At 65.8% G+C, this 24990-nt stretch carries 25 protein-coding genes; 19 read left to right on the top strand and 6 right to left on the bottom strand.

Translation table 11 applies throughout. The features are described 5' to 3' along the window. The first annotated feature begins 134 nt into the window (after positions 1-134). From AC2YJX_RS15495 to AC2YJX_RS15445, 11 genes are all read left to right on the top strand, one after another. Positions 135-1328 (top strand): substrate-binding domain-containing protein, encoded by a 1194-nt coding sequence (locus tag AC2YJX_RS15495; protein ID WP_121419552.1) that lies wholly within the window; start codon positions 135-137, stop codon positions 1326-1328. A 175-nt stretch (positions 1329-1503) separates the two neighbouring features. Continuing rightward, entirely contained in the window at positions 1504-2979 is a 1476-nt protein-coding gene (locus tag AC2YJX_RS15490; RefSeq protein WP_487256543.1) for an extracellular catalytic domain type 2 short-chain-length polyhydroxyalkanoate depolymerase, read from the top strand. Between the two features lie 64 nt (positions 2980-3043). Next, the gene (locus AC2YJX_RS15485; RefSeq protein ID WP_487256542.1) at positions 3044-3817 is read left to right on the top strand and encodes an ABC transporter ATP-binding protein; all 774 of its coding nucleotides are present in this window, start codon (positions 3044-3046) and stop codon (positions 3815-3817) included. Then, a complete protein-coding gene (locus AC2YJX_RS15480; RefSeq protein ID WP_121506991.1) occupies positions 3814-4557 on the top strand; it encodes an ABC transporter ATP-binding protein in 744 nt (247 codons plus the stop codon). Before AC2YJX_RS15485 ends, AC2YJX_RS15480 begins: the two co-directional genes overlap by 4 nt. Further along, positions 4554-4676 (top strand): hypothetical protein, encoded by a 123-nt coding sequence (locus AC2YJX_RS15475; protein WP_487256541.1) that lies wholly within the window; start codon positions 4554-4556, stop codon positions 4674-4676. The genes AC2YJX_RS15480 and AC2YJX_RS15475 overlap by 4 nt, the downstream gene beginning before the upstream one ends. Continuing rightward, positions 4673-5662: a branched-chain amino acid ABC transporter permease gene (locus AC2YJX_RS15470; RefSeq protein WP_487256540.1), complete on the top strand. Its 990-nt coding sequence runs from the start codon at positions 4673-4675 to the stop codon at positions 5660-5662. Before AC2YJX_RS15475 ends, AC2YJX_RS15470 begins: the two co-directional genes overlap by 4 nt. 12 nt (positions 5663-5674) lie before the next feature. Further along, positions 5675-6748 carry a branched-chain amino acid ABC transporter permease gene (locus AC2YJX_RS15465; protein WP_121419556.1) on the top strand — a complete coding sequence of 358 codons (1074 nt, stop codon included), beginning with the start codon at positions 5675-5677 and terminating at the stop codon, positions 6746-6748. Positions 6749-6840: 92 nt separating this feature from the next. Continuing rightward, the gene (locus AC2YJX_RS15460) at positions 6841-8997 is read left to right on the top strand and encodes a D-(-)-3-hydroxybutyrate oligomer hydrolase (RefSeq protein ID WP_487256539.1); all 2157 of its coding nucleotides are present in this window, start codon (positions 6841-6843) and stop codon (positions 8995-8997) included. Positions 8998-9118: 121 nt separating this feature from the next. Next, positions 9119-10267 carry an ABC transporter substrate-binding protein gene (locus AC2YJX_RS15455; protein ID WP_255582552.1) on the top strand — a complete coding sequence of 383 codons (1149 nt, stop codon included), beginning with the start codon at positions 9119-9121 and terminating at the stop codon, positions 10265-10267. Positions 10268-10310: 43 nt separating this feature from the next. After that, a complete protein-coding gene (locus AC2YJX_RS15450; RefSeq protein WP_121419559.1) occupies positions 10311-11177 on the top strand; it encodes an alpha/beta fold hydrolase in 867 nt (288 codons plus the stop codon). Positions 11178-11257: 80 nt separating this feature from the next. Beyond that, positions 11258-11725: a DM13 domain-containing protein gene (locus AC2YJX_RS15445; RefSeq protein WP_121506988.1), complete on the top strand. Its 468-nt coding sequence runs from the start codon at positions 11258-11260 to the stop codon at positions 11723-11725. A gap of 24 nt (positions 11726-11749) precedes the next feature. Here AC2YJX_RS15445 and AC2YJX_RS15440 read toward each other — a convergent pair whose 3' ends face one another. Then, on the bottom strand, positions 11750-11992 hold the full coding sequence (locus tag AC2YJX_RS15440; protein ID WP_055400446.1) for a glutaredoxin domain-containing protein: 243 nt from the start codon (positions 11990-11992) through the stop codon (positions 11750-11752). Between the two features lie 111 nt (positions 11993-12103). Between AC2YJX_RS15440 and AC2YJX_RS15435 the strand changes: the two genes are divergently transcribed. The 7 genes from AC2YJX_RS15435 (at position 12104) to AC2YJX_RS15405 (ending at position 18768) form a co-directional block, all read left to right on the top strand. Next, positions 12104-12670, top strand: a complete 567-nt coding sequence (locus AC2YJX_RS15435; protein ID WP_487256538.1) for a lipocalin family protein — start codon at positions 12104-12106, stop codon at positions 12668-12670. Further along, positions 12667-13683, top strand: a complete 1017-nt coding sequence (locus AC2YJX_RS15430; protein WP_487256537.1) for an NAD(P)/FAD-dependent oxidoreductase — start codon at positions 12667-12669, stop codon at positions 13681-13683. The genes AC2YJX_RS15435 and AC2YJX_RS15430 overlap by 4 nt, the downstream gene beginning before the upstream one ends. 18 nt (positions 13684-13701) lie before the next feature. After that, positions 13702-13884 carry a DUF2256 domain-containing protein gene (locus AC2YJX_RS15425; protein WP_409860204.1) on the top strand — a complete coding sequence of 61 codons (183 nt, stop codon included), beginning with the start codon at positions 13702-13704 and terminating at the stop codon, positions 13882-13884. Continuing rightward, on the top strand, positions 13881-15197 hold the full coding sequence (locus AC2YJX_RS15420) for a DASH family cryptochrome (protein ID WP_487256536.1): 1317 nt from the start codon (positions 13881-13883) through the stop codon (positions 15195-15197). Before AC2YJX_RS15425 ends, AC2YJX_RS15420 begins: the two co-directional genes overlap by 4 nt. Continuing rightward, positions 15194-16759, top strand: a complete 1566-nt coding sequence (locus AC2YJX_RS15415) for a cryptochrome/photolyase family protein (protein WP_487256535.1) — start codon at positions 15194-15196, stop codon at positions 16757-16759. Before AC2YJX_RS15420 ends, AC2YJX_RS15415 begins: the two co-directional genes overlap by 4 nt. Before the next feature lie 47 nt (positions 16760-16806). Beyond that, complete coding sequence (locus AC2YJX_RS15410; protein WP_487256534.1) at positions 16807-17544, top strand: SDR family NAD(P)-dependent oxidoreductase; 738 nt, start codon at positions 16807-16809, stop codon at positions 17542-17544. Between the two features lie 195 nt (positions 17545-17739). Further along, positions 17740-18768: a phosphotransferase enzyme family protein gene (locus AC2YJX_RS15405; protein WP_487256533.1), complete on the top strand. Its 1029-nt coding sequence runs from the start codon at positions 17740-17742 to the stop codon at positions 18766-18768. Positions 18769-18796: 28 nt separating this feature from the next. Here AC2YJX_RS15405 and map read toward each other — a convergent pair whose 3' ends face one another. The 4 genes from map to AC2YJX_RS15385 all read right to left on the bottom strand — a co-directional run bounded on the left by map (position 18797) and on the right by AC2YJX_RS15385 (position 21694). Next, positions 18797-19594: a type I methionyl aminopeptidase gene (gene map / locus AC2YJX_RS15400; protein WP_487256532.1), complete on the bottom strand. Its 798-nt coding sequence runs from the start codon at positions 19592-19594 to the stop codon at positions 18797-18799. Continuing rightward, on the bottom strand, positions 19594-19848 hold the full coding sequence (locus AC2YJX_RS15395; protein WP_121506978.1) for a ParD-like family protein: 255 nt from the start codon (positions 19846-19848) through the stop codon (positions 19594-19596). Before AC2YJX_RS15395 ends, map begins: the two co-directional genes overlap by 1 nt. A 131-nt stretch (positions 19849-19979) precedes the next feature. After that, positions 19980-20864: an alpha/beta fold hydrolase gene (locus AC2YJX_RS15390; RefSeq protein WP_487256531.1), complete on the bottom strand. Its 885-nt coding sequence runs from the start codon at positions 20862-20864 to the stop codon at positions 19980-19982. Between the two features lie 29 nt (positions 20865-20893). Continuing rightward, positions 20894-21694 (bottom strand): SDR family NAD(P)-dependent oxidoreductase, encoded by an 801-nt coding sequence (locus AC2YJX_RS15385; RefSeq protein ID WP_487256530.1) that lies wholly within the window; start codon positions 21692-21694, stop codon positions 20894-20896. Between the two features lie 108 nt (positions 21695-21802). Here AC2YJX_RS15385 and AC2YJX_RS15380 point away from each other — a divergent pair, with 108 nt between their 5' ends. Then, the gene (locus AC2YJX_RS15380; protein ID WP_487256529.1) at positions 21803-22750 is read left to right on the top strand and encodes a GlxA family transcriptional regulator; all 948 of its coding nucleotides are present in this window, start codon (positions 21803-21805) and stop codon (positions 22748-22750) included. A 136-nt stretch (positions 22751-22886) separates the two neighbouring features. On the opposite strand, the gene AC2YJX_RS15375 is transcribed toward AC2YJX_RS15380, so the two are convergent. After that, positions 22887-24821, bottom strand: coding sequence for a sigma 54-interacting transcriptional regulator (locus tag AC2YJX_RS15375; protein WP_431152469.1), 1935 nt, complete (start codon positions 24819-24821; stop codon positions 22887-22889). Positions 24822-24990: the final 169 nt, after the last annotated feature.

Here is a 24990-nt window from a genome sequence, read left to right as displayed (position 1 = left end):
GAAATTTAGACATTTATTGTGTATTGAATTCAGGCATCGCCTCCAGTGTGTGAGGAAAAGTTTCTTTGAAATCAAGCACTTGGCTGCTGGCACAGACTGTGCAATAAAGAAGCATCACAACAGGAGACATCGCCATGCACCGTCGCACTCTGGTCGCCCTCGCTTCCGCAGCCGTTACCGCCGCCACACTTTCCGCCCCCGCATTCGCACAGACCGGCGAAATCCGCATTGCCCACGTGTACAGCAAGACCGGCCCTCTGGAGGCCTATGGCAAGCAGACCCAGACTGGCCTGATGATGGGGCTGAACTACGCCACCGGCGGCAGCATGACGGTCAATGGCAAGAAGCTGGTGGTGATCGAGAAAGACGACCAGGGCAAGCCCGACCTGGGCAAGAGCCTGCTGGCCACCGCGTACTCTGACGACAAGGCTGACATCGCCGTCGGCCCCACCGCATCGGGCGTGGCCCTGGCCATGCTGCCGGTGGCCGAGGAATACAAAAAGATCCTGCTGGTCGAGCCCGCCGTGGCCGACTCGATCACCGGCGACAAGTGGAACAAGTACATCTTCCGCACGGGCCGCAACAGCAGCCAGGATGCCATCTCCAACGCCGTGGCGGTGGACAAGGAAGGCGTGACCATTGCCACCCTCGCGCAAGACAACGCGTTTGGCCGCGATGGCGTGAAAGCCTTCAAGGACTCGGTCAAGAAGGCCAAGCTTGCCCACGAGGAATACCTGCCCGCTGCCACCACCGACTTCACCGCCGGTGCCCAGCGCCTGATCGACAAGCTCAAGGACCAGCCCGGCCGCAAGATCATCTGGGTGGTCTGGGCCGGTGCAGGCAACCCCTTCAAGATCGCCGACATGGACTTGAAGCGCTATGGCATCGAGATCTCCACGGGCGGCAACATCCTGCCCGCCATGGCCGCGTACAAGAACTTCCCCGGCATGGAAGGCGCCACGTACTACTACTTCGGCATCCCCAAGAACCCCGTGAACGAAGCCCTGGTGGCTGCGCATTACAAGGAGTTCAAGACTCCGCCAGACTTCTTCACCGCCGGTGGTTTCAGCTCGGCCATGGCGCTGGTCACGGCGCTCAAGGCCACGGGTGGCGACACCAACACCAACAAGCTCATCAAGACCATGGAGGGCATGAGCTTTGACACCCCCAAGGGCAAGATGACTTTCCGCAAGGAAGACCACCAGGCCATGCAGAGCATGTACCACTTCAAGATCAAGGTGGACCCGGCCTTTGCCTGGGGCGTGCCCGAACTGGTGCGCGAGATCAAGCCTGAAGAAATGAACGTGCCGATTCGCAACAAGCGATAAGCCGGTCTTTTCGATGCGTTAGCGAGGCCCGTCGGACAGGATCACCGTCCTGCTCCTTCGGGGTTCATCCCGCAGGGGCGGCCGCCCCTCTTTTTCCAGTGAATTGATGCATGAACCCCCGGATTACACGGGGGCTGGGTCAGACTTTCTCAAAATTATTTGGAGACAAGACAACATGGCTTTCAATTTCATCCGGGCGGCAGCAGCAGGGGCTGCGATTGCACTCTGTGGCGTGGCCAGTGTTCACGCTGCCGTCAACCTCCCCGCCCTCAAGATCGACAAGACGCAGACCACCGTTTCCGGTCTGTCCTCGGGCGGCTTCATGGCCGTGCAGCTGCATGTGGCGTACTCGGCCACGTTTGCCAAGGGCGTTGGGGTGGTGGCGGGCGGGCCGTTCTATTGCGCCGAGGGCTCAGTCGTCAATGCCACGGGGCGCTGCATGGCCAGCCCCACGGGTATTCCCACCAGCACGCTGGTGAACACCACCAACACCTGGGCCGGCCAGGGCGTGATCGACCCCGTGGCCAACCTGCAGAACTCCAAGGTCTACCTGTTCTCGGGCACGCTCGACAGCGTGGTCAAGACGGGGGTGATGGATGCACTGCGCACCTACTACAACAGCTTCGTGCCAGCGGCCAACGTGGTCTACAAGAAGGACATCGCATCCGAGCACGCGATGGTGACGGACGACTACGGCAACGGTTGTTCCACCAAGGGTGCCCCCTACATCAGCGACTGCAACTTCGACCTGGCAGGCGCCATGCTGCAGCACCTGTACGGCACGCTGAACGCACGCAACAACGCCACGCTGCCCACCGGCAATTTCATCGAGTTCAACCAGAGCGAATTCATCACCAACCACGGCATGGCCACCACGGGCTGGGCCTATGTGCCCCAGGCCTGCCAGGCGGGTGGCACGGCCACCTGCAAGCTGCATGTGGTGCTGCATGGCTGCAAGCAGAACGTGAACGACGTGCAGCAGCAGTACGTGCGCAACACGGGCTACAACCGCTGGGCCGACAGTAACAACATCGTGATGCTGTACCCGCAGACCAGCCTGGCCGCCACCAACAGCTGCTGGGACTGGTGGGGCTATGACAGCGCCAACTATTCCAAGAAGTCCGGCCCGCAGATGGCTGCCATCAAGGCCATGGTGGACCGCGTGGGAAGCGGTGGAACCACCAACCCACCGGTGGACCTGCCAGCCCCCACGGGCGTGAGCACCTCGGGCGCCACGGCCAGCAGCATGGCGATTGGCTGGAACGCCGTGAGCGGAGCGGCCAGCTACAACGTGTACCGCAATGGCAACAAGACCAATGCGCTGCCCGTGACTGCCACGAATTTCACCGACACCGGCCTGGCCGCATCCACCACCTACAGCTGGACGGTGCGTGCCGCTGATGGCAACGGCGCCGAGGGCGCCTTGTCCGCCGCTGCATCCGGCACCACGCTGGCCGCATCGGGCGGCGGCACGGGCACCTGCACCACGGCCAGCAACTACGCCCACACCATGGCGGGCCGTGCCTACGTGTATGGCGGCTACACCTTCGCGCTGGGTTCCAACCAGAGCATGGGGCTGTGGAACATCTTTGTGAACAACACGCTGAAACAAACCAGCCCCAACTACTACGTCATCGGAACTTGCCCTTGACGTGAAAAAGGGGGCGGCCGCCCTCTCGACCAACGATGACTACCGTGAAAGTGAACCACCACCCATGAGCACCTTGGCCACCAAGGACTTGACCATCCGCTTTGGCGGCCACGTGGCGGTCAATGCCGTGACCTGCTCTTTCGAGCCCGGCACGCTGACCGCCATCGTGGGCCCCAATGGCGCGGGCAAGACCACGTACTTCAACCTCATCTCGGGGCAACTCAAGGCCACCAGCGGCAGCGTCACGCTGGGTGGGCAGGACCTGACCGGGCAGTCCGTCTCGGCACGCACGCATGCGGGCCTGGGCCGGGCGTTCCAGCTCACCAACCTGTTCCCCAACCTCAGCGTGCTGGAGAACGTGCGCCTGGCCGTGCAGGCCACGCAAGAGGGCAAGCACCGCCGGGGCCTGAACCTGTGGAGCATCTGGAGCGACCACCGTGCGCTGACCGAGCGTGCTGAATCCATCCTGCAGACGGTGGCCATGTACGAGCGTCGCGACACGCCCGTGGCCAGCCTGCCGCATGGCGACCAGCGCAAGCTCGAAGTGGCGCTGCTCATGGCGCTGGAGCCGCAGGTCTACATGTTCGACGAGCCCACGGCCGGCATGAGCCACGACGAGGCGCCCGTGATCCTGAACCTGATCCGCGCGCTGAAGAAGGACAAGACCAAGATCATCCTGCTGGTGGAGCACAAGATGGACGTGGTGCGCGAGCTGGCCGACCGCATCATCGTGCTGACCAACGGCACGCTGGTGGCCGACGGCCCACCGGCCGAGGTGATCGCATCGCCCGTGGTGCAGGAAGCCTACCTGGGCGTGACGAAGGAGGCCGCCGTATGACCACCACCAGCAACAACACGGGCAACCTGCTCGAACTCCAGGGCGTGCACACGCACATCGGCGCGTACCACATCCTGCACGGCGTGGATCTGGCCGTGCCCAAGGGCCAGCTCACCATGCTGCTGGGCCGCAACGGCGCGGGCAAGACGACCACGCTGCGCACCATCATGGGCCTGTGGCATGCGTCCAAAGGCTCGGTCCACTTTGCAGGCAAAGACATCACGGCGCTGAACACCCCGCAGATCGCGGGCATGAACATCGCCTACGTGCCCGAGAACATGGGCATCTTTGCCGACCTCACGGTGAAGGAAAACATGCTGCTGGCCGCCCGCAGCGCGCGCAATGCCGCGCAGATGGACGAGGCGCGGCTGCAGTGGATCTTCAAGCTCTTCCCCGCCGTGGAGAAGTTCTGGAACCACCCGGCCGGCAAGCTCAGCGGCGGGCAAAAGCAGATGGTGGCCGTGAGCCGCGCCATCGTCGAGCCGCGCGACCTGCTCATCGTGGACGAGCCCAGCAAGGGCCTGGCGCCCGCCATCATCAACAACATGATCGAGGCGTTCGACCAGCTCAAAAAGAGCGGCGTGACCATCCTGCTGGTCGAGCAGAACATCAACTTTGCCAAGCGGCTCGGCGACACCGTGGCCGTGATGGACAACGGCCAGGTGGTGCATGCAGGCAGCATGGCTGCGCTGGCCGAAGACGAAGCACTGCAGCGCTCGCTGCTGGGGTTGGCACTATGAGTTTTGCACCAGATTTCAAGCCTTTTGGGCTGCTAGCGATTGATGGTAAAGCGCTGGCAGCTATTAAAAATGTAGCAAATGCGCAGATGTCGCCTGCCATGCAAGGAGGCCGCGTATGAGCGCCATCACCCGTGACTTCGACTGGAAGCCCCTGGCCCTGGTGCCCGCGCTCGCGCTGCTGGTGCTGCCCTTCATCGGCTCACCCAGCACCTGGCTCACGCTCACCGTGGCGGGCCTGGCGATGGGCATGATCATCTTCATCATCGCCTCGGGCCTCACGCTGGTGTTCGGCCTGATGGACGTGCTCAACTTCGGCCACGGCGTGTTCATCGCCTTGGGCGCCTTCGTGGCCACCAGCGTGCTGGGCGCCATGGGCGACTACACCCAAAGCGCTGACCTGTGGCGCAACCTGATGGCCGTGCTGCCCGCCATGCTCGTGGCCATGGCCATCGCCGGGGCGGTGGGCCTGGCGTTCGAGCGCTTCATCGTGCGGCCCGTGTACGGCCAGCACCTGAAGCAGATCCTCATCACCATGGGCGGCATGATCATCGGCGAAGAGCTGATCAAGGTCATCTGGGGCCCCGCGCAGATCCCGCTGCCGCTGCCCGAAGCCATGCGCGGTTCGCTGCTGGTGGGCGACGCCGCCATCGAAAAATACCGCCTGATCGCCGTGGCGGTGGGCCTGGTGGTCTTCGGCGTACTGGCCTGGACGCTGTCGCGCACCAAGGTCGGCCTGCTCATCCGCGCTGGCGTGCAAGACCGCGAGATGGTGGAGAGCCTGGGCTACCGCATCCGCCGCCTGTTCGTGGGCGTGTTCGTGGTGGGCTCGGCCCTGGCGGGCCTGGGCGGCGTGATGTGGGGGCTTTACCAGCAGAACGTGATCCCGCAGATGGGCGCCCAGGTCAATGTGCTGATCTTCATCGTCATCATCATCGGAGGCCTCGGCAGCACGGGTGGCGCGCTCATTGGCGCGCTGCTGGTGGGGCTGATGGCGAACTACACCGGCTTTCTGGTGCCCAAGGTGGCGCTGTTCTCCAACATCGCGTTGATGGTGGCCATCTTGCTGTGGCGACCCCAGGGCGTCTATCCGGTCGCTAACCGCTGAGGAAACAAGACCATGTTGAACCGTCTTCTTTCCAACGACTACCCGCGCAGCAAGGTGCTGGCGGTGATCCTGGTGGCTATCCTCATCGGGCTGGCGTTTGCCCCGTTCCTGTTCCCGGGCGTCAAGGCGCTGTCGGTGGCGGCCAAGGTGCTGATCTTTGTGGTGCTGGTCGCCAGTTTTGACCTGCTGCTGGGCTACACCGGCATCGTGAGCTTTGCGCACACCATGTTCTTTGGCATCGGGGCCTATGGCATCGCAGTGGCCACCACGCGCCTGGGCCCCACCTGGACGGCGCTGGGCGTGGGCATTGGTGGCGCGCTGCTGCTGTCCCTGCTGCTGTCGCTGGCGGTGGGGCTGTTCTCGCTGCGCGTGCGCGCCATCTTCTTTGCCATGATCACGCTGGCGGTGGCCGCTGCGTTCCAGACGCTGGCCTCGCAGCTGTCCGACATCACCGGCGGTGAAGACGGTCTGACCTTCAAGGTGCCCGAATTCCTGTCGCCCAGTTTCGAGCCCTTCGAAGAGCCCTTTCTGGGCGTGACCATCGACGGGCGCCTGATCTGCTACTACCTTCTGTTCGTCACCGCGGTGGCGCTGGTGCTGGCCCTGCTGCGCATCGTCAACTCGCCGTTTGGCCGCGTGCTGCAGGCCATCCGCGAGAACGAATTCCGTGCAGAGGCTATTGGCTACCGCGTGGTGGTGTACCGCACCACATCGAGCGTGCTGTCTGCCCTGTTCGCCACGCTGGCGGGTTGCATGCTGGCGCTCTGGCTGCGCTACAACGGGCCGGACACTTCGCTGAGCTTCGAAATCATGATGGACTGCCTGCTCATCGTGGTGATCGGTGGCATGGGCACCATCTATGGCTCTGCCATCGGGGCGGTGCTTTTCCTGGTGGCGCAAAGCTACCTGCAAGACTTGCTGCGGCTAGGCAGCGAGGCTGCCACGGGTCTGCCCTGGCTGTCGGCATTGCTCTCGCCTGACCGCTGGCTGCTGTGGCTGGGAGTGCTCTTTGTTCTTTCGGTCTATTACTTCCCTACCGGTGTGGTGGGGCGTCTGCGCGCGGCAGCTGCGCGCAAGGCGGGGTGAGTGGCCCCGGCCGCGCCGGGTGACCGGCGTGGCCTGGGTGTGTGGATGAGCTGTGCAACAAGAAGCAAAGAAAAACTCCAGGAGACAAGCACATGAAGATGAACATCAAGACCCCCCGTTTTCGTCCCCTTTCTCGTCCGTTCCTGGCCGCAGCGCTGGCCGCTGCGGTGCTGGCGGCCTGCGGTGGCAGCAGTGGCGACAGTGCCGCCCCCAACACCAAGCCCGGCTACCTCGGCACCATCAGCGAGACCACGTACGACGGCGCCAGCAATGACCTGCTCACGGCGGGCCTGGGAGCCACGGGCCTGGCCGCTGCCGCGCCCCCTGCGTTCGCTGATCCCCTCAAGCCCACGGCGGCCGAGCTGCGCCGCACGGCCATCCACACCAACTACCGCGCCATGCTCGACATGACGGCAGCCGGTGGTTACGGCACGCTCTACGGCCCCAATGTGGATGCGCAGGGCAAGGTCACCACGGGCGAAGGCAAGGTGGCGGGCACCGAATACATCGCGTTTGCCGACGACGGCACAGGCCGCAAGAACGTCACCCTCATGGTGCAGGTGCCCGCCAGCTTCGACCCCAAGAAGCCCTGCATGATCACCGCCACCACCTCGGGCTCGCGCGGCGTGTATGGCGGCATCTCCACGGGCGAGTGGGGCCTCAAGAAGGGCTGCGCCGTGGCCTACTCGGACAAGGGCACGGGCGGCGCGCCGCACGACCTCATGAACGACACCGTGCCGCTGATCGACGGCACACGCACCACGGCCGCCGCAGCGGGCAAGGCCGCAGCCTTCAACGCAGGTCTCACGGCCACCGAGCTGGCCGCCTTCAACACCGCCACCCCCAACCGCTTTGCCTTCAAGCACGCCCACTCGGGCCAGAACTCTGAGAAGGACTGGGGCACGAGCACGCTGCAGGCCGTGGAGTTTGGCTATTACGTGCTCAACCAGCGCTACGGCGCCACCGACGCAGCGGGCCAGCGCCTCAAGACGCTGACCCCGGCCAACACCATCGTCATCGCATCGAGCATCTCCAACGGCGGTGGCGCGGCCATTGCGGCGGCCGAGTTGGACACGCAGGGCCTGATCAGCGGCGTGGCCGTGTCCGAGCCTGCCATCGAGATGCCGGCCAATCCCGGCGTCACGGTGCGCCGTGGCAGCGCCGATGTGGCTGTCACCGGCAAGACGCTGGTGGACTTCACCACCTACGCCAACCTCTACCAGGCCTGCGCGTCGCTCGCGCCCTCGGTCAGCACCAGCCCTTTTGCGGCGGCGTTTGCGGCCGGGTTTGCCAGCGCTGCGTTGCCCATCGCGCCCAACCGTTGCGCGTCGCTCAAGGCGGCAGGGTTGCTCACAGCCAGCACCACGGCCGCGCAGGCCGAAGAGGCATTGCAAAAGCTGCGCGCCTACGGTTGGGAGCCCGAGTCCAACGACCTGCATGCCTCCATGGCGGCGTTTGAAGTGTCCCCCGCCGTGGCCGTGACCTTTGCCAACGGTCTCTCGCGCGCCAGTGTGCAGGACAACCTCTGCGGCTTCAGCTACGCCGCCACGGCGGCCACCGGCGGGGTTATGCCGCTGGCCGCCGCTGCATTGCCAGGCATGTTTGCCACCGGCAACGGCGTGCCTCCCTCGGGCGGCATCAACCTGGTCAACAACCTTGGCAAGTTCGGGCCCGCGCGAGACTTCCTGTCGGTGTCGGATGCCGGTGTAGCCGACTGGAACCTGAGCGGCGCGCTGTGCCTGCGCAACCTCGTCACCGGCAATGACGCCGCCGCCAAGAAGCTGCAGGCCGGTGTGGACGAAACCCGCCGCAACGGCAACCTGCGTGGCAAGCCCACCGTCATCGTGCACGGCCGCGCCGATGCGCTGCTGCCGGTGAGCCACACCTCGCGCCCATACGCCGCGCTGAACAAGAAGGTCGAAGGCGCCGCCAGCAAGCTCAGCTATGTGGAAGTGGCCAACGCCCAGCACTTCGACAGCTTTATAGGCCTGCCCACGGTGCTGCCGGGCTATGACAGCCGCTACGTGCCGCTGCATGTGTACCTGAACCACGCGCTCGACGCCGTGTACGACCACCTCGCCAGCGGCAAGGCGCTGCCCGCCAGCCAGGTGGTGCGCACCGTGCCGCGCGGCGGCACACCGGGCAGCGCCCCGGCCATCACCGCCGCCAACGTGCCGCCGCTGGCTACCACGCCTGCTGCCGCCAACGCCATCGCCATCACGGCGGGCGCCATTGCCATCCCCGACTGACCCAAGGAGCTTTGCCAGACGACACACCGTCACCGCCGCCCACCGGGCACGCGTGGGGGCCATCGGCCCTTGCGCCGCCCGTGGGCGCGGCTGCAAGCAACACAAACAGGGGATGAACCGAATGGACAAGGTCAAGACATGGAGCCGCCGTGCGGCGGCAGCACTGGCGGTGCTGTGGGGCGGGGCCACGGCGCCCTTGCTGCACGCCGCCGAGATTGTGGTGGGGCAGGTGGCACCGCTCACCGGCGTGCTGGCCAGCACTGGCGCTCAGATGGTGCTGGGCGGCAAGATCTACTTTGACTGGGTGAACGCCCAGGGCGGCGTGCACGGCGCGACCATCCGCCAGGAGGTGGCCGACGACGCTTACAAGGTGGCCGACACCGTGAAGCTCACCCGCGAGATGCTGGCCAAGCCCGAGGTGGTGGCGCTGTATGGCTTTGCGGGCACGGCCAACATCACCCAACTGCTGGCAGACGGCGTGTTGCAAGAGGGCGGTGCGGCGCTGGTGGCGCCTTACACGGGGGGCGAATCGCTGCGCAACCCGTTCAACCCCTGGATCTTTCATGTGCGCGCAGGCTATGTCGATGAGACCGAGCACATGGTGCAGCAGCTCACCACCCTGGGCATGAACCGTGTGGCCGTGATGTACCAGGACGACGGTTTTGGCAAGGCGGGCCTGGCGGGGGTCGAGGCGGCCCTCGCTAAGCGCAACCTCAAGCTCGTGGTAGCAGCAGGCTACGAACGCAATACCGACAAGGTCGATGAAGCCGTCAAGGCCATCAAGGCCGCCGATGTGCACGCGGTCATCATGATTGCGGTGAACAAGCCCGCGGCGGCCTTCATCCAGCGTTACCGCGAGCAGGGCGGCGGCGCGCAGCTGTACAACATCTCGGTGGTGGACCCGACCGAGCTGGTCAAGCTGGCGGGCCTGAAAAACGCGCACGGCCTGGGCATCAGCCAGGTGGTGCCTTACCCCTACCGGCCCCAGTTGCCAGTGGTGCGTGAATACCAGTCGCTGCTCAAGAAATACGCCCCCGAGGCCGAGGTCAACTACACCAGCTTCGAGCAGTTTCTGGGCGCCAAGGTGCTGGTCGAGGCCCTGCGCCGTGCCGGGCCCGCGCCCACGCGCGCCAAGGTCGTCAAGGCGCTGGAGTCGCTGCAGAGCTTTGACCTCGGCGGCATCACGCTGGGCTACTCCCCCACCAACCGCATCGGCTCACGGTATGTCGAGGTCACTGTCATTGGCAGCAATGGCCGCCTCATGAAGTGAGCCACCGATCCTTTTTTATTCTTTGTTCCACAAGGTCGCCATCATGTCCCCCACCTCGCGCTACCTCACCTGCGCTGGCTATGAAATCCACACCACGGAGTGGGGTGCGCCCGACGCGCCGGTGGTGATTGCCTGGCACGGCTTGGCGCGCACCGGGCGCGACATGGACCCCCTGGCCGCCCACCTGGCGTCACGCTACCGCGTGATCTGCCCCGACACCCTGGGCCGGGGCCTGAGCCAGTGGGCGCGTGCACCGCAGGACGAATACCGGCTCTCGTTCTACGCGCGCATTGCGGCCGATCTGTTCGACCAACTAGGTGTCGAGAAAGCGCACTGGGTGGGCACTTCGATGGGCGGGGCCATCGGCACCGTGTGCGCCTCGGGTTTGTTCGAGCCGCAGCTCAAGGGCCGCATCCAGAGCCTGCTTCTCAACGACAACGCCCCGCGCCTGGCCGACGCCGCGCTGGAGCGCATCAAGGCCTACGCAGGCCACCCGCCCGCGTTCGACACCGTGCGGGAACTGGAGGCGTTCTTCCGGCAGGTCTACACGCCCTACGGCTGGCTCAGCGATGCGCAGTGGCGCCTGCTGACCGAGAGCAGTACCCGCCGCCTGCCCGACGGCCGCGTGACGCCGCACTACGACCCGGCCATGGTGCAGCAGTTCACCCACCACACCAACGACTACCTGATCTGGGACCACTACGACGCGCTCGACATCCCCGTGTTGTGCCTGCGTGGCGAAGAGTCGGACCTGGTGCTGCGCGATACCACCGCCGAGATGCTGACCCGGGGGCCTGGCGCCCGTGGCTTGGCCCAGGTGGTGGAGGTGCCCGGCTGCGGCCACGCGCCCGCGCTCAATGTGCCGGAGCACTACGCACTGGTGGATGGCTTTCTGGCCCGCGCATCCTGATCGGACACCGGGGAGCAGCGCAGCGTTGAAGGCGAGGGCGCTGCGCAGTACATTGGGCTCAGTCCACTGAACCCGCTGCCATGAAACCTCTGCTGCTCATCGCCTCGCACCTGCTCACCCTGGTCATCGGGTTTGCGCTGGGTGTGTATGTGCTGCCGATCCTGATCGCGCCCGACGCCCCCACGCTGCAGCAAATCCAGTCAAGCCAGCCCGCTGCGCAATGGACTGCCACGTTCCGCCGTGACCTGAAAGACAGCGACGCCCTGCACTGGGGCGAAGGCGCCGTGTCCATCAGCCCGCAGGCCATCAGCCTGGTGGGCAAGCTGGCCCCGGGGCCGGACTACAAGCTCTACCTGTCGCCCGAGTTTGTCGAGACCGAGGCAGACTTCAAGCGCCTCAAGCCCCAGATGCAGCGCGTGGGCGATGTGAAGACGTTCAACAACTTCATCGTCCCGTTGCCGCAGGGCGTGGACCCGGCCAAGTTCAACACCGTGATCGTGTGGTGCGAAACCTTCAGCGAGTTCATCACCGCTGCGAAGTACCAATAACCAGGGGAGGGACGAAAGCAGGTGTCACTGGCCGATCTGCGCCAGCGCAGCCTGCAGCCCCGCCAGTCCGCCCACGCGCTGGTTGTTGATAAAGATCTGTGGCATCTGCCGCACCGAAGGCCCGCACTTCGCATAGAACGCCAGGCGCTCGGCCTCGTCGTCGATCTTGATTTCCTCAAAAGGCAGCGAACGCGACTGCAGCAGCTTCTTGGCCGAATCGCATTGGGGGCAGGCGGATTTGGAGTAAACGGTGATTTGAAAAGTCATGGGCAGAGTTTACGGGTGGCCCATGGTAGGCGCTCGCGCCGGGCTTTCGCCGCAGCAGCGCTGGCGGTGGCAGAATACCAATTGGTTTGTTTTGTGACCGATTGGTAATTTATGTTCTTCTTCCTATCCTGCTTCCGCCGCTGCGCCTGGTTAGGGCTGGCCGTGTTTTTGCTCGCCTTGAGTGGCTGCTCGTCCACCCGCCCGCCCGAGGGCATCACGCCCGTCACCCCGTTTGACCTAGCCCGCTACGTGGGCCGCTGGTACGAAGTGGCCCGGCTGGACCATTCGTTTGAACGCGGCATGACGGACGTGAGCGCCACCTACCAGCGCCAGGCGGACGGCAGCGTGCGCGTGCTCAACCGGGGTTTTGACACCGGCAAAAACGACTGGCGCCAGGCCAAGGGCAAGGCCCTGTTCACGGGCGATGCCAACACCGCCTCACTCAAGGTGTCGTTCTTTGGCCCGTTCTACGGCGGCTACCACGTGGCCGCGCTGGATGCCAGCTACCAGTGGGCGCTGGTGGTGGGGCCGGACCGCAGCTACTGCTGGATCCTGTCGCGCACCAAGCAGCTGCCCCCTGGTGTGCGCGAGCAGCTAATCGCCCGCGCACAGGCCCTGGGCATAGACACCCAGGCGCTGATCTGGGTGACCCATGACCGCACGGACCCGCAGCCATGAGTGGCGCTACCACCTCTTTGCCCATCGCAATCGTCGGCGCAGGCCTGGCGGGCTTGTCGTGCGCGCAGGCGCTGCTGCAGGCGGGGCACACGGTGCATGTGTTCGACAAAGCCCGGGGCCCGTCTGGCCGTATGAGTACCCGCCGCGCCGAAGATGACAGCGGCCCCTGGCAGTGCGACCACGGCGCCCAATATTTCACCGCCCGCGACCCGGCCTTTCGCGCTGAAGTGGCCCGCTGGCAGCAAGCCGGTGTGGCGGCTTTGTGGGATGCCCGGCTGGCCAGCTTTGACGGCAATGCCTGGTCCACCCCGGCCACCCCGCTGGAGCGATTTGTGGGCACACCGCGCATGACGTCGCCCGCCGCCTGGCTGGTGCAGCACCTGGGCGAGCCTGCGCTGGCGCAGTGGCAAACCACCGTGCAGCGGCTGGACCACACCGAGGGCGGGTGGGCCATCACCTCGGCGGAACATGGCCTGCACAGCCCGCGTTACAGTGCCGTGCTGCTGGCCGTGCCTGCCCCGCAGGCCGTGCCCTTGCTGGCGCCCCTGGCCCCTGCAGGCGCCGCCTTGGCCGCCAGCGCACGCATGCGTGGCAGCTGGGCTGTGATGCTGCGCTACGCAGGCCCCGTGGCCCTGCCGTGGGAGGGTGCGTTTATCAACACCGGCCCGCTGCGCTGGGTGGCGCGCGACAGCAGCAAACCCGGCCGCACGGGGCAAGAAACCTGGCTGCTGCACGCCAGCCCCGAATGGAGCGAAGCCCACATCGAAGACAGCGCCGAGTCGGTAACCACCGCATTGCTCGCTGCCTTTGCCGCCCTGGGTGGCCCCGCACCTTTGGCGGCCACCGCCCACCGCTGGCGCTATGCCGACACCGAACCCGCGCTCACGCAGGGCAGCTGGTGGGATGCGCAAATGCGCCTGGGCCTGTGTGGCGACTGGCTCCACGGCGGCAAGGTCGAAGGTGCGTGGCTCAGCGGGCGTGCGCTGGCACAGCAGGTGTTGAAGCCTGCTTAACCAAACCACAGGCCCGCCATGCGCATGCGCAAAAAATCAGACCTACCGCAAAAAACCTGCCTGCACTGCGGCCTGCCCTTTGCCTGGCGCAAGAAGTGGGAGAAGGTGTGGGACGAGGTCAAGTACTGCTCCGACCGCTGCCGCAGCGAGCGCAAGCGCAGCGGCACTTCGCAAGGTGTGGCAGGGGAGGGCACCGCATGAGCACCGTGCTGTTTTGGTTTCGTAACGACCTGCGCCTGCACGACCAACCCGCGCTGCGCGCAGCTCTCACCAGCGGTGCCACACATTTGCTGCCCGTGGTGTGCCTGTCTGCGCCCGATGAAGGCACGCCCTGGGGCTTTGCCCGCGTGGGCGCACACCGCCGGGCCTTCACCGCTGCAGCGCTGCGTGGGTTGCAGCAACAAACGACCGCACTGGGCAACCCGCTGCTCATCTGCCAAGCTCCACCCGCCACCGCATTGCCGCAACTGGCCCAGGCTGTGGGGGCCACCACCGTGGTGTGCGAAGACATCGCCGCCCCCTACGAGCAAGCCGAGGTGGCCGCACTGCGCGCAGCAGGCCTGCAGGTGCGCACCGTGTGGCACAGCAGCCTGCTGCCCCCGGCGCGCATGCCGTGGCCTGTGGACCAGTTGCCGGGCGTGTTCAACACCTTCCGCCAGAAGGTGGAGCGCGCAGACATCTCCCCCGCAGCGCCATTGCCCGCACCTTCCCAACTGCTGCCACCGCCCGATGTGTCCGCCGCCTTGCTGCAGGCCGTGGGCGCAGAGCAGGGCGCTGTCAGCATCCAGCTACCCGCTCCGCCCCAGGGCTGTGATGCCCGTTCATCCTTCCCCTACGGCACGCCTGCGTGTGATGGCAGCGAAGCCGCCGCGCTGGCCCACCTGGCGCAGTACCTGGCCCGCAAGCTGCCCCACAGCTACAAGGCCACGCGCAACGGGCTCACGGGGCTGGACTACTCCAGCAAGTTCTCCCCCTGGCTGGCTACGGGTGCGCTGTCTCCGCGCCAGATTTGTGCCGACTTGAAAACCTTCGAGCGCGACCACGGCGCGAACGATGGCACTTACTGGCTGTGGTTTGAACTGCTGTGGCGCGACTACTTTCGGCTGCTGCACCTGCAATACGGCGCAGCGCTGTACCGGGTGCGCGGCCTGTCAGAACTACCGCCCGCCCCGCACAACCCGCGCGGCTTTGACCACTGGTGCCGGGGCGAGACGGGCGAGCCGCTGGTCGATGCCGCCATGCGTGAGCTGGCTGCCACCGGGTATCTGAGCAACCGCCTGCGCCAGGTCGTAGCCAGCTATCTTCTGTACGACCTGCACAGCGACTGGCGCGCAGGCGCTGCGTGGTTTGAATCGCAACTGGTGGACTACGACGTTTACAGCAACCAGGCCAACTGGCTCTACATCGCCGGGCGCGGCACCGACCCGCGCGGGGGGCGCCGCTTCAACCCCATCAAGCAGGCGCAAGACCACGATGCCGATGGCAGCTACCGCCGCCTGTGGGGCACGGCATGACCACGCCGCCGTCCCGCACTCACACCCTGCGACTGCTGCTGGGCGACCAGCTCAACCCCGAGCATTCGTGGTTCGCCGCGCAGGACGAAGGCGTGGTCTACGTGCTGATGGAAGTGCGGCAAGAGACCGACTATGTGCTGCACCACGCGCAAAAAATCCTCGCCATCTTTGCCGCCATGCGCGACCTGGCCCGGCATCTGCGCGAGGCGGGGCACCGCGTGCGCTATGTGGCGATTGGCGACGCGAGCAACCGCCAGTCGATCCCCGACAACCTGGCCGCCCTCATGGCCCACTACGGCGCGCACACGCTGCAATACCAGCACCCCGATGAATGGCGGCTGGACGAGCAACTGCGCACTTGGGGCACCGCGCAGCGCTCCAGCCCGCAGCCCTTTGCCGTGCAGGCTGTCAGCAGCGAGCACTTCTACACCACCCGCACCGAAATGGCCGAGGTGTTCCAAGGCCGCAAGCAGTGGCTCATGGAGCACTTCTACCGCCGCATGCGCCAGCGCCACAGCGTGTTGATCGACGAGGCTGGCGAGCCCGAAGGTGGCCAATGGAACTACGACCACGACAACCGCAAGCCCTGGCCCGGCACACCCGCACTGCCGCCCGACGCCCGCCCCACGCACGACCACAGCGCCCTGTGGGCCACCATCCAGGCCGCAGGCGTGCAGAGCTTTGGCAACCCGCAGGCCCATGCACTGCGCTGGCCGCTGAACCGGGCCGAGGCGTTGGCGTGGCTCGACCACTTCGTCACCACCACGCTGCCGCACTTTGGCGCGTATGAGGACGCCATGAGCACACACAGCACGCGGCTCTTTCACTCCCTGCTGTCCTTCGCACTCAACACCAAAATGCTGCGCCCGCACGAGGTGGTGCAGCGCGCCCAAGCCGCTTACCACGCAGGCACTGCGCCCCTGCCTGCCGTGGAGGGCTTTGTCCGCCAGATCCTGGGCTGGCGCGAATATGTGCGCGGCATCTACTGGGCCCACATGCCTGGCTACGACGAGCGCAACGCCCTGGGCCACAGCACGCCACTGCCAGCGTGGTTCTGGACGGGCAAGACCCAGATGCGCTGCATGCAGCACGCCGTGGGCCAGTCGCTGGAGCATGCGTATGCCCACCACATCCAGCGCCTCATGGTCATCGGCAACTTTGCGCTGCTGGCGGGGCTGGACCCTGCCGCCGTGCACCGCTGGTATCTGGGCGTGTACATCGACGCCTTTGAATGGGTGGAAGTACCCAACACTGTGGGCATGAGCCAGTTTGCCGACTGCGGCCTGCTGGCCACCAAACCCTATGTGAGCAGCGCCGCGTACATCGACCGCATGAGCGACTACTGCAAGGGTTGCCACTACGACAAGAATCAAAAAGTGGGTGAGCGGGCCTGCCCCTACAACGCGCTGTATTGGGATTTTTTTGCGCGCAACGAAGGCACGCTGGGTAGCAACTTCCGCCTCGGCATGGTGTACCGCCAGCTGCAAAAGATGCAGGGCCCGCAGCTGGATGCGCTGCGCGAGCATGCGGCCAGCTTGCGCACGCGGCTGGATGCGCTGTAGCCCGCCTGCCGAATCACCCAACGACACCTTCACCGCAGAACCGCGCCATGTCTCAAGCACAACCCGCCGCAATGCCGTTCACTTCTTTGCAATCGCTGCCTGATGGCTACCGCGCCCTCGTCATCGGCTCCACCGGTGCCATCGGCAGCGCCTTCCTCGCCCACCTGCAGGCCGACCCGCGCTGCGCCCTGGTCGTGGGCCTGGGCCGCCACACCCACCCGGCGGTCGATCTGGACGACGAAGCCACCATTGCCGCCGCCGCCCAGCAACTCAGGGCCCAGGGCCCGTGGCACTGCATCATTCACGCCGCTGGCCTGCTGCACGGCCCCCACGGCATGCCAGAAAAGCGCCTGGGCCAGTTGAACTACGCGCAGATGGAAGCCACCTTCCGCACCAACACCTTTGGCCCCGCGCTGGTGCTGGCCCACTTTGCACCGCTGCTGCCCAAGCAGGGGCGCGGCGTGCTGGCTGTGCTCTCGGCCAAGGTGGGGAGTATTGGCGACAACCGCCTGGGTGGCTGGTACGGCTACCGCGCCAGCAAGGCCGCGCTCAACATGCTGGTCAAAACGGCGTCCATCGAAGTGGCCCGCACCCACCCGCAGGCCGTGCTGGTGGCGCTGCACCCCGGCACCGTCAACTCGGCCTTGTCGGCCCCGTTCAATGGCGCAGAAATCGGCCGTCCCGCTGCAGATGCGGCGGGCGACATGCTGCGGGTGCTGGATGGGTTGCCGGTGGAGGAAACGGGGTGCTTTTACGCCTACAGCGGCGACAAGCTGCCGTGGTGATGGCGACGTGGAGTGCTATGGTTTTGATACCGATGGTGCAATACCAGCGGGCGGTAGCAGCCATTTCAAGCAGTTTCTCGTGATGTAGCTGTTTTCCCGCTAGTACCAGCCTGGGAGGCAGCGACAACGTCTGGGTGCAAGCCCATCGAACCACGTCGCACGGGTGTTTCATGCTGCATCCATGGAGAATGCCGCATGCTTTCACCAACATCGCATGACCTCAGCCCGATTGCCTCGCACACCACAGCCGCTGCCTTTGCCGTGAGTGTTTGGGTGGCGCAGCACTACGGCCTGCCAGTGCAGCAGTGCTACCTGATCCGCCGCAACCTCAATGACAACTACGCCGTGCGGGCCACGGACGGCAGCCGCTATGTGGCGCGGCTTTGTGCCATCCGGCCGCGCGGCCCATTCAATGTGGATTTCGAGGTCGCGCTGCTGGCCCACCTGCACGCACAGGGTGTGGGCGTGGCCACACCGGTCCTGGCTGCGAATGGTGCTGCCAGCGTTACCCTGCCGTTCCCTGAGGGGCCGCGTGCGCTGGTCCTGTTTCGCCACTGCGACGGCGCCGTGCCCGATACGCCCGAAGAACTGCACCTGACTGGCGCCACGCTGGCGCAGATTCACAGTGCTGCGCAAAGTTACGCAGGCCCAACAAGCCGCTATGTGCTGGACGGCCACCATCTGGCAGGCCGCACGCTGGACTACCTTGCCGCCCATCCCGAGATCGACCCTTCCGTGCTGGATGCCTACCGGCAACTGATTGAGCGTCTTCAGAGCGAGTTGGCGGATGTTGAGGGCACCTTGACCCGCGTGATGTGCCACGGCGACACGCATGGCTTCAACAACCATGTGACCACCGATGCCGAGGGTGTGCGGCGCGCAGCCTTCTTTGACTTTGACGACGCCGGGCCAGGGTTCCTGGCTTATGACCTGTGTGTGTGGCTGTGGTCGAACCTGCCGCGCAAGGCCCCCATGGAGCCCGACGAAGCCTTGCTCAAGCGCTGGCAGCAGTACCTGGCCGGCTACCGCGCAGGCGGCGGCCATATCACCGATGCCGACCTCGCCGCCTTGCCGCTCTTCGTGCAGTTGCGGCACCTGTGGAACATGGGGGAGGGCGTGGCGCGCATCCACCACTGGGGCGCCAACATGATGTCTGCCGACTGGATCAAGAAGCAGCTCGATGTGATGGCCGCTTGGGCCCGTCTGGAGCTGCCACCCGGCTGATGCGGCAATCTCCTCGTGCAGGCCATCCCTAAATCGCAGGGTAGCTGCCCGTGCCCCCCGGCCATGCTGTCAGCACCTCAAAGCCGCTGTCTGTCACCGCCACCATGTGCTCCCACTGGGCCGAGAGCGACCGGTCCTTGGTCACCACCGTCCAGCCATCGGCTAGCTCCTTGGTTTCCCGCTGGCCTGCGTTCAGCATGGGCTCGATGGTGAAGACCATGCCTGCTTCCAGCCGCAGCCCCTGGCCGCGCCGCCCGTAGTGCAGCACCTGGGGCTCATCGTGGTACACGGTGCCAATGCCGTGGCCGCAGTACTCGCGCACCACGCTGAAGTTCTCGCGCTGCGCCACGGTGGCAATCGCATGGCCCACATCGCCCAGTGTGGCGCCGGGTTTTACCTCGCGGATGCCTGCGCACAGCGCCTCGTACGTGGTGCGCACCAGCCGCTGGGCCAGCACGCTGGGCGTGCCCACGCAGAACATGCGGCTCGTGTCGCCGTACCAGCCGTCTTTTTCCACCGCCACATCGATGTTCACGATGTCGCCCTTCTTCAGCATCTGCTGGGGCGAGGGGATGCCGTGGCACACGACATGGTTCACCGAGGTCAGCACCGTTTTGGGGTACCCCAGGTAGCCCACATTGGCAGGCCGCGCGCCCTGCACGTTCACGATGTGGTCGTGGCACATGCGGTCCAGTGCGTCGGTGGTTACGCCAGGCACCACATGCGGCTCGATCATCGCCAGCACCTCGGCCGCCAGTTGTGCGGCCCCCCGCGCCATCACCAGTTCTTCGGCCGAGCGGATCGGCACCCCACCACCGCGCGCCATCAGTGCTTCCCGGCGGGGCGCACCCCCGCTTTGTCCAGCTGCGCTGTGGCCGCCAGCGCCACGTCCAGCCCGCCCGCCAGCTCTGCCCGCACGAGAAGCTGGCAGATTTCGCGGTGGTCCAGGTCGGGATACATCTCGGTCAGCATGCCCACCCGCATCCAGTGCTCGGCCTGGGAGTTGATGGAACGGCTGAGTGCGCCACTGGCCACGCGCAGGTTTTCGTGCATCTGGTCGGAGATTTTGACTATGCCCATGGTTGACTCTATATAAAATATATACGAATTGTATATGTTTTGTATGGTGTCGATCCAGCGGCACCCGCGTGTTGGCGGTGCCGAAGCTTGTGCGGGCAGCATCTGCCTGCGGTCTTCGAAACGCACTTGGGTCAGGCCACGTCGTTCAACACCTTCGCAGCGACGTCCGGCCGCTCAAGAACAATGAAGTGGCCCGCGCCAGGCACCTGCACAAACTCGGCCGCGGGCAGGAGCTGCTGGTTGGCTTGCCGGTCCGAGGGTCTGGACCAATCCGTCTCTCCATAGATGAGGTGGACGGGTGCCCTGACCTCGGGGTAGCGGGCGCGGGCCGCGATGAGGCTGGACAGGTTGCCGTACACCGCGCGGGCGACGACCGGATAGCCAGGCCGACGTCCGACCTTTAACAGTTCATCGAGGTAGTCATCGCGCAGAGCGGCTGTGTCGCCGAGCCCCCCATGGAGCACGGCGCGCACGATAGGCTTGGGTTGGACGCCCGCGATCGTCGTGCCGACAACCGGCGCCAGCGCGCCGGTCACGACGAACCGGGCCAGCAGGCTGGACCGCGTGATGCCGCCCGCATAGTCATAGGCATTGATCGCCACAACCCGCCGCACTCTCTCGGGCAGATCGGCTGCGGTGGTGAGGGCGAGCGTGGCTCCCATCGACTCACCGAGCAGCGTGACGTCGCGCAGATCGAGCCGGGTGATGAGGCTCTTTACCGCCTCGCGCATGGGCGGCTCCTCGTAGGAAGCGCCCGGCACGATCTCCGAGTAACCCATTCCAGGGAGATCGAGGGCATACACGGTGTACCTGTCTTTGATGAGAGGGATGAGGTGACGGAAGTGCTCGGCCTGGGTGCGCACGGTGTGTAGCAAGACGAGGGCTGGCCCCTTTCCGCCGGAGAGATAGCGCAAGCGCCCGGGGCCTCCCTTGCCTGATTCCAGCGGATCGAGAAAGTGCGCCTCGGTTCCGGGGATCTTGATGGTGGAGCGTGAATCGTTGTTGGTGCGTTGCATAGCGGGCTTCTTTGGGTCTTCAGAGGGTCTTAACGCAAGGGCTGGTAGCGCGACGCTGCTTCGTTGCTCGACAGGTGGGGCGCCATCGCCTTGCGTGCGCCTTCGTAGGCATCCCAGAGGGCGCCGTCATGCAGCGCAGGAAGCGTCACCAACTCGCCGCGCTCGAAGCCCTGCAAGGCGGCATCCACGAGGTCTTCGGCACGCATCACGATCTGCGCCGGCAGGTGCTCCACAGGAAGGCCGCCGCGTGCCCAGAACTCGGTGGCCGTCGCACCCGGCAGCACGGCCTGCACCCGCACACCCTTGCCGACCAACTCGTGCTGCAGCGATTGACTGAAGGCCAACACGAAAGCCTTGCTGCCGCCATACACGCCATTCAACGTTTCCGGCGAAACGGCCACGATGGAGGCGATGTTGATCAACGCACCGTTGCCGCGCGCCACGAAGCCGGGCACCGCCGCGTAGCTCAGCCGGGTCAGCGCCGTGACGTTGAGGTCGATCATGCGCGCCATCTGGTCCACGTCGCTCTCCAGAAGCGGCGTGTGCGTGCCGATGCCGGCGTTGTTGACCAGCAGGGTGATGCTGGCATCGCGCTTGAGCTTGTTCTCCACGCTGCGCAGCGCCACCGGATCGTTCAGGTTGGCGGGGAAGACCTCCACTGCGCGTCCGTGGCGGCTGGTGATCTCCGCGGCCAACGGGTTCAAGCGTTCGCGGTTGCGGGCAACGAGGATGAGGTCGTAGCCGCGCTGCGCCAAGCGGTCGGCGTAGAGAGAGCCGATGCCGGAGGAGGCTCCGGTGATGAGGGCGGTGCCCAGGTTCGTCTGCGTCATGGTGGTAATCCGTTTGTGGTTGCGATGGAGCGAATTTTGTGCCGCCTGGCATCTGGCGTAAATGACGCTTATAGTCACGTTTTATGCCATCGACGTCGGAGAAAACAAATGCACAAGATCGGCTACGTCCTGCCGGCCGGCTTTCAGGTGATGGCGCTGGCCACGCAGGCGGTGTTCGAGTTCGCCAACGTTGTGGCGGGCGAACCCTTCTACGAGGTGGCTTGTCACTCGATGCCTGGCGGTAGCGTGAAGGCATCGCTGGGCATGGCCCTGCAGACGCGTCCCTTTACCGCACGCAGCACGGCCGATACCTGGATGGTGGTCGGCGTGCTCGACCCGTTGGCCACGCCCTCGCCGTCCGACCTGCTGCATGCGCTGCGAAAGTGCAGCGCTCGTGCGCGTCGGACCGTGGGGCTGTGCACCGGGGCCTTCGTGCTGGCCGAGGCCGGCTTGCTGGCGGGGCGACGCGCAACGACCCACTGGGCTTATGCAGACGCACTGCAGCAGCGGCATCCCAATATCCAGGTCGAGCCGGACCGCATCTTCATCGCCGATGACCCGATCTGGACCTCGGCCGGCATGACGGCGGAACTGGATCTGGCGCTCGGCCTCGTCGAGAAGGACCTGGGCGACGACGTGGCGCGAGCGGTGGCGCACCGGCTGGTCATGCACCAGCGCCGCTCGGGCGGCCAGTCCCAGCATTCGGAAATCCTGAACCTCGCACCGCGCTCGGACCGCATCGCTCGGGCGCTCGAGCATGCCCGCAGCCATCTGGCGCAGCCGCTGAACGTGGAAGAACTCGCTGCGGCCGCAAACCTCAGCCCGCGCCAGTTCAGCCGTGTGTTCACGGCCGAGACCGGCCAGTCGCCAGCCAAGGCGGTAGAGCGTCTGCGCGTGGAGGCAGCGCGCTTGATGATCGAGCGCAGCCGCCATCCGCTGGAGGTGGTTGCGCGCGAAACGGGTTTTCGCGATCGCCGCCATCTTCGCGAGGCGTTCATGCGCGGCTTCGGCAAGCCGCCTCAAGCACTCCGGCGCGACGCGCGGGTGGGATCCTGAAGCGGGTCGAGAAGACTGCGGCAATCCGCCATGCACCGATCAACCGCCATCGCTGGCCCTGGGCAAGCACTTTGACGGCAGCGCGCCATGTGCCCCGCGGCCCGTTACTGTTGCGCGTCCCTCGCGTCGCCCATGCTCAAATGCCAAACTTCTTCAGCCGATACGCCATCGTCGCCCGGCTGATCCCCAGCAGCCGCGCCGCTGACGCCACATTGCCCCCCGCGCTGTGCAGCGCCTGCCGCAGCAGCTGTTCCTCGGCCTGATGCAGTGGCGCGACCGTCGGTATGGTGGCGGGTGTCGGGTTCCAACTGGAGGCGGGCTGCGAGTGTGCTGAGTTCTGCGGAGCAACCGCCCCTGCAGCAACTTCGCGCTGCGCTTGCCCTGTTGGATGCAGCGTTGCCGTGCTGTTTGGATTCAGGTGCAGTGACATCACCCCCCGGCCACTTTGCTCACCCCCCGCAAACAGATGGTGCGGCTCAATCGGTTCGCCATCCGTCGCCAAAATCACCGCCCGTTCAATCAGGTTCTGCAACTCGCGGATGTTGCCGGGGAAGGGGTAGTGAAACATCGCCTTCACGGCTGCCTGGCTAAAGCCGGGCACCTGCCGCTGGTGCTTGCGCTGGTAGTGGGCCAAGAAGTGGCTCATCAGCAAGGGGATGTCGTCGCGACGGTCGCGCAGCGGGGGCAGGTGGATGGGGAAGACGTTGAGGCGGTAGAACAGGTCTTCGCGGAATGTGCCTTCGCGCACGGCCTGGCGCAGGTCCACGTTGGTGGCGGCCACCAGGCGCACGTCCACGCGCACGGTGCGGGTGCCGCCCACGCGCTCCACCTCGCCTTCTTGCAGGGCGCGCAGCAGCTTGCCCTGGGCCACCAGGCTGAGCGTGCCGATTTCGTCGAGGAAGAGGGTGCCGCCGTGCGCGCGCTCAAACCGGCCGGGGCGCGATGTGCCTGCGCCGGTGTAGGCGCCGCGCTCCACGCCAAACAGTTCGGATTCGACCAGCGTCTCAGGGATGGCCGCGCAGTTGATGGCTACAAAGGGCTGGCTGCTGCGCGGGCTGATGCGGTGGAGCATGCTGGCAAACATCTCCTTGCCCACGCCCGATTCGCCGGTGAACAGCACGGTGGCGGCGGTGGGGGCCACGCGCTGCAGCATGTGGCAGGCGGCGTTGAAGGCGGATGAGGCGCCGACCATGGTGGCGTGCGCCGTGGCCTCGGCGGCGGTGCCTGCATCGCTGGATGCCGTCGCCTTGCCCGGTGGCACGCCCAGGTAGGTTGTGCGGGCCTTGCCCTGCGCACCTGCAGGCATCGAGGTGGGCAGTGTGGCGGGCGGGGTGCCCACAAAGTCCTGGGCGTTCAGGTAGAACAGGTCTTGCTCGGGGTCATCCCACAGTTCGGCCGATTTGCCCACCACGCGGCAGTGCGCGGCGCCGGAGGAGCGGCAGTCCACCTCGCGGAAGACGATCATGCGGCCAAACAAGGTGCTGACGTAGCCGGTGGCGTAGCCCACCTGCATCCAGCACGCGGGCGATCCGCCCACGCCGTAGGCGGCGATGTGCTCGTCGTCTTCGCTGGAGTTGTGCCAGATGAACTCGCCGTCGTATTCGCCCAGCTCGGCGTTGTAGCGGGCGTGCACCACCTCCACCTGCACCACGCCCTCCAGCGCGTGCAGGCGCGTGCCGGCCATGGCGGCGGCGGTGGGCTCGGCATCGGGCCATTGCTGGCGCACCAGGCGGGCGTCGCGCGCGCCGCTCACGTAGCCCGCGCGGGTGAGCAGGCCACGGGCCTTGTCCAGGCCAATGCTGTCGATCAGCTCGCGCCGCAGCGAGCCCAGGGCCTCGGAGTGCAGCAGGATCATGCGCTGGTCTTGCAGCCAGATGCGCCCGTCGCCGGGGGAGAAGAACAGGCATTCGCTGATGTCGGCCACCGTGGGGTGGGTGTGCTGGCTGATGCCATGGGTGTCAAACCCGCCCAGGGCGCGGGGGGCTTCGGCAGGCACGGTGCCCAGCAAGGCCTGGCCTTGACCCACGGCGGTGCGGTGCAGGTCGGCCAGAGAGACGCGGCGCTTCGGCATGGGGTTCTCCGGTGGTGGATCAGAAAGTGATCAAAAAGTGATCATTTGATCAATCTTTGCAGTGCTATTTGTTTATGAATAGTAACTATTTGGTGGCAAAAAGTCGCCCGTGCCAGCCATGTTTTGGCCTAGGGAAAGTCCGTAGCGCTCCCTCTCACAAAGCTCGTTT

The organism is Acidovorax sp. SRI_002 (assembly GCF_057586455.1).
This window is presented reverse-complemented; position numbering and strand designations above follow the sequence as displayed.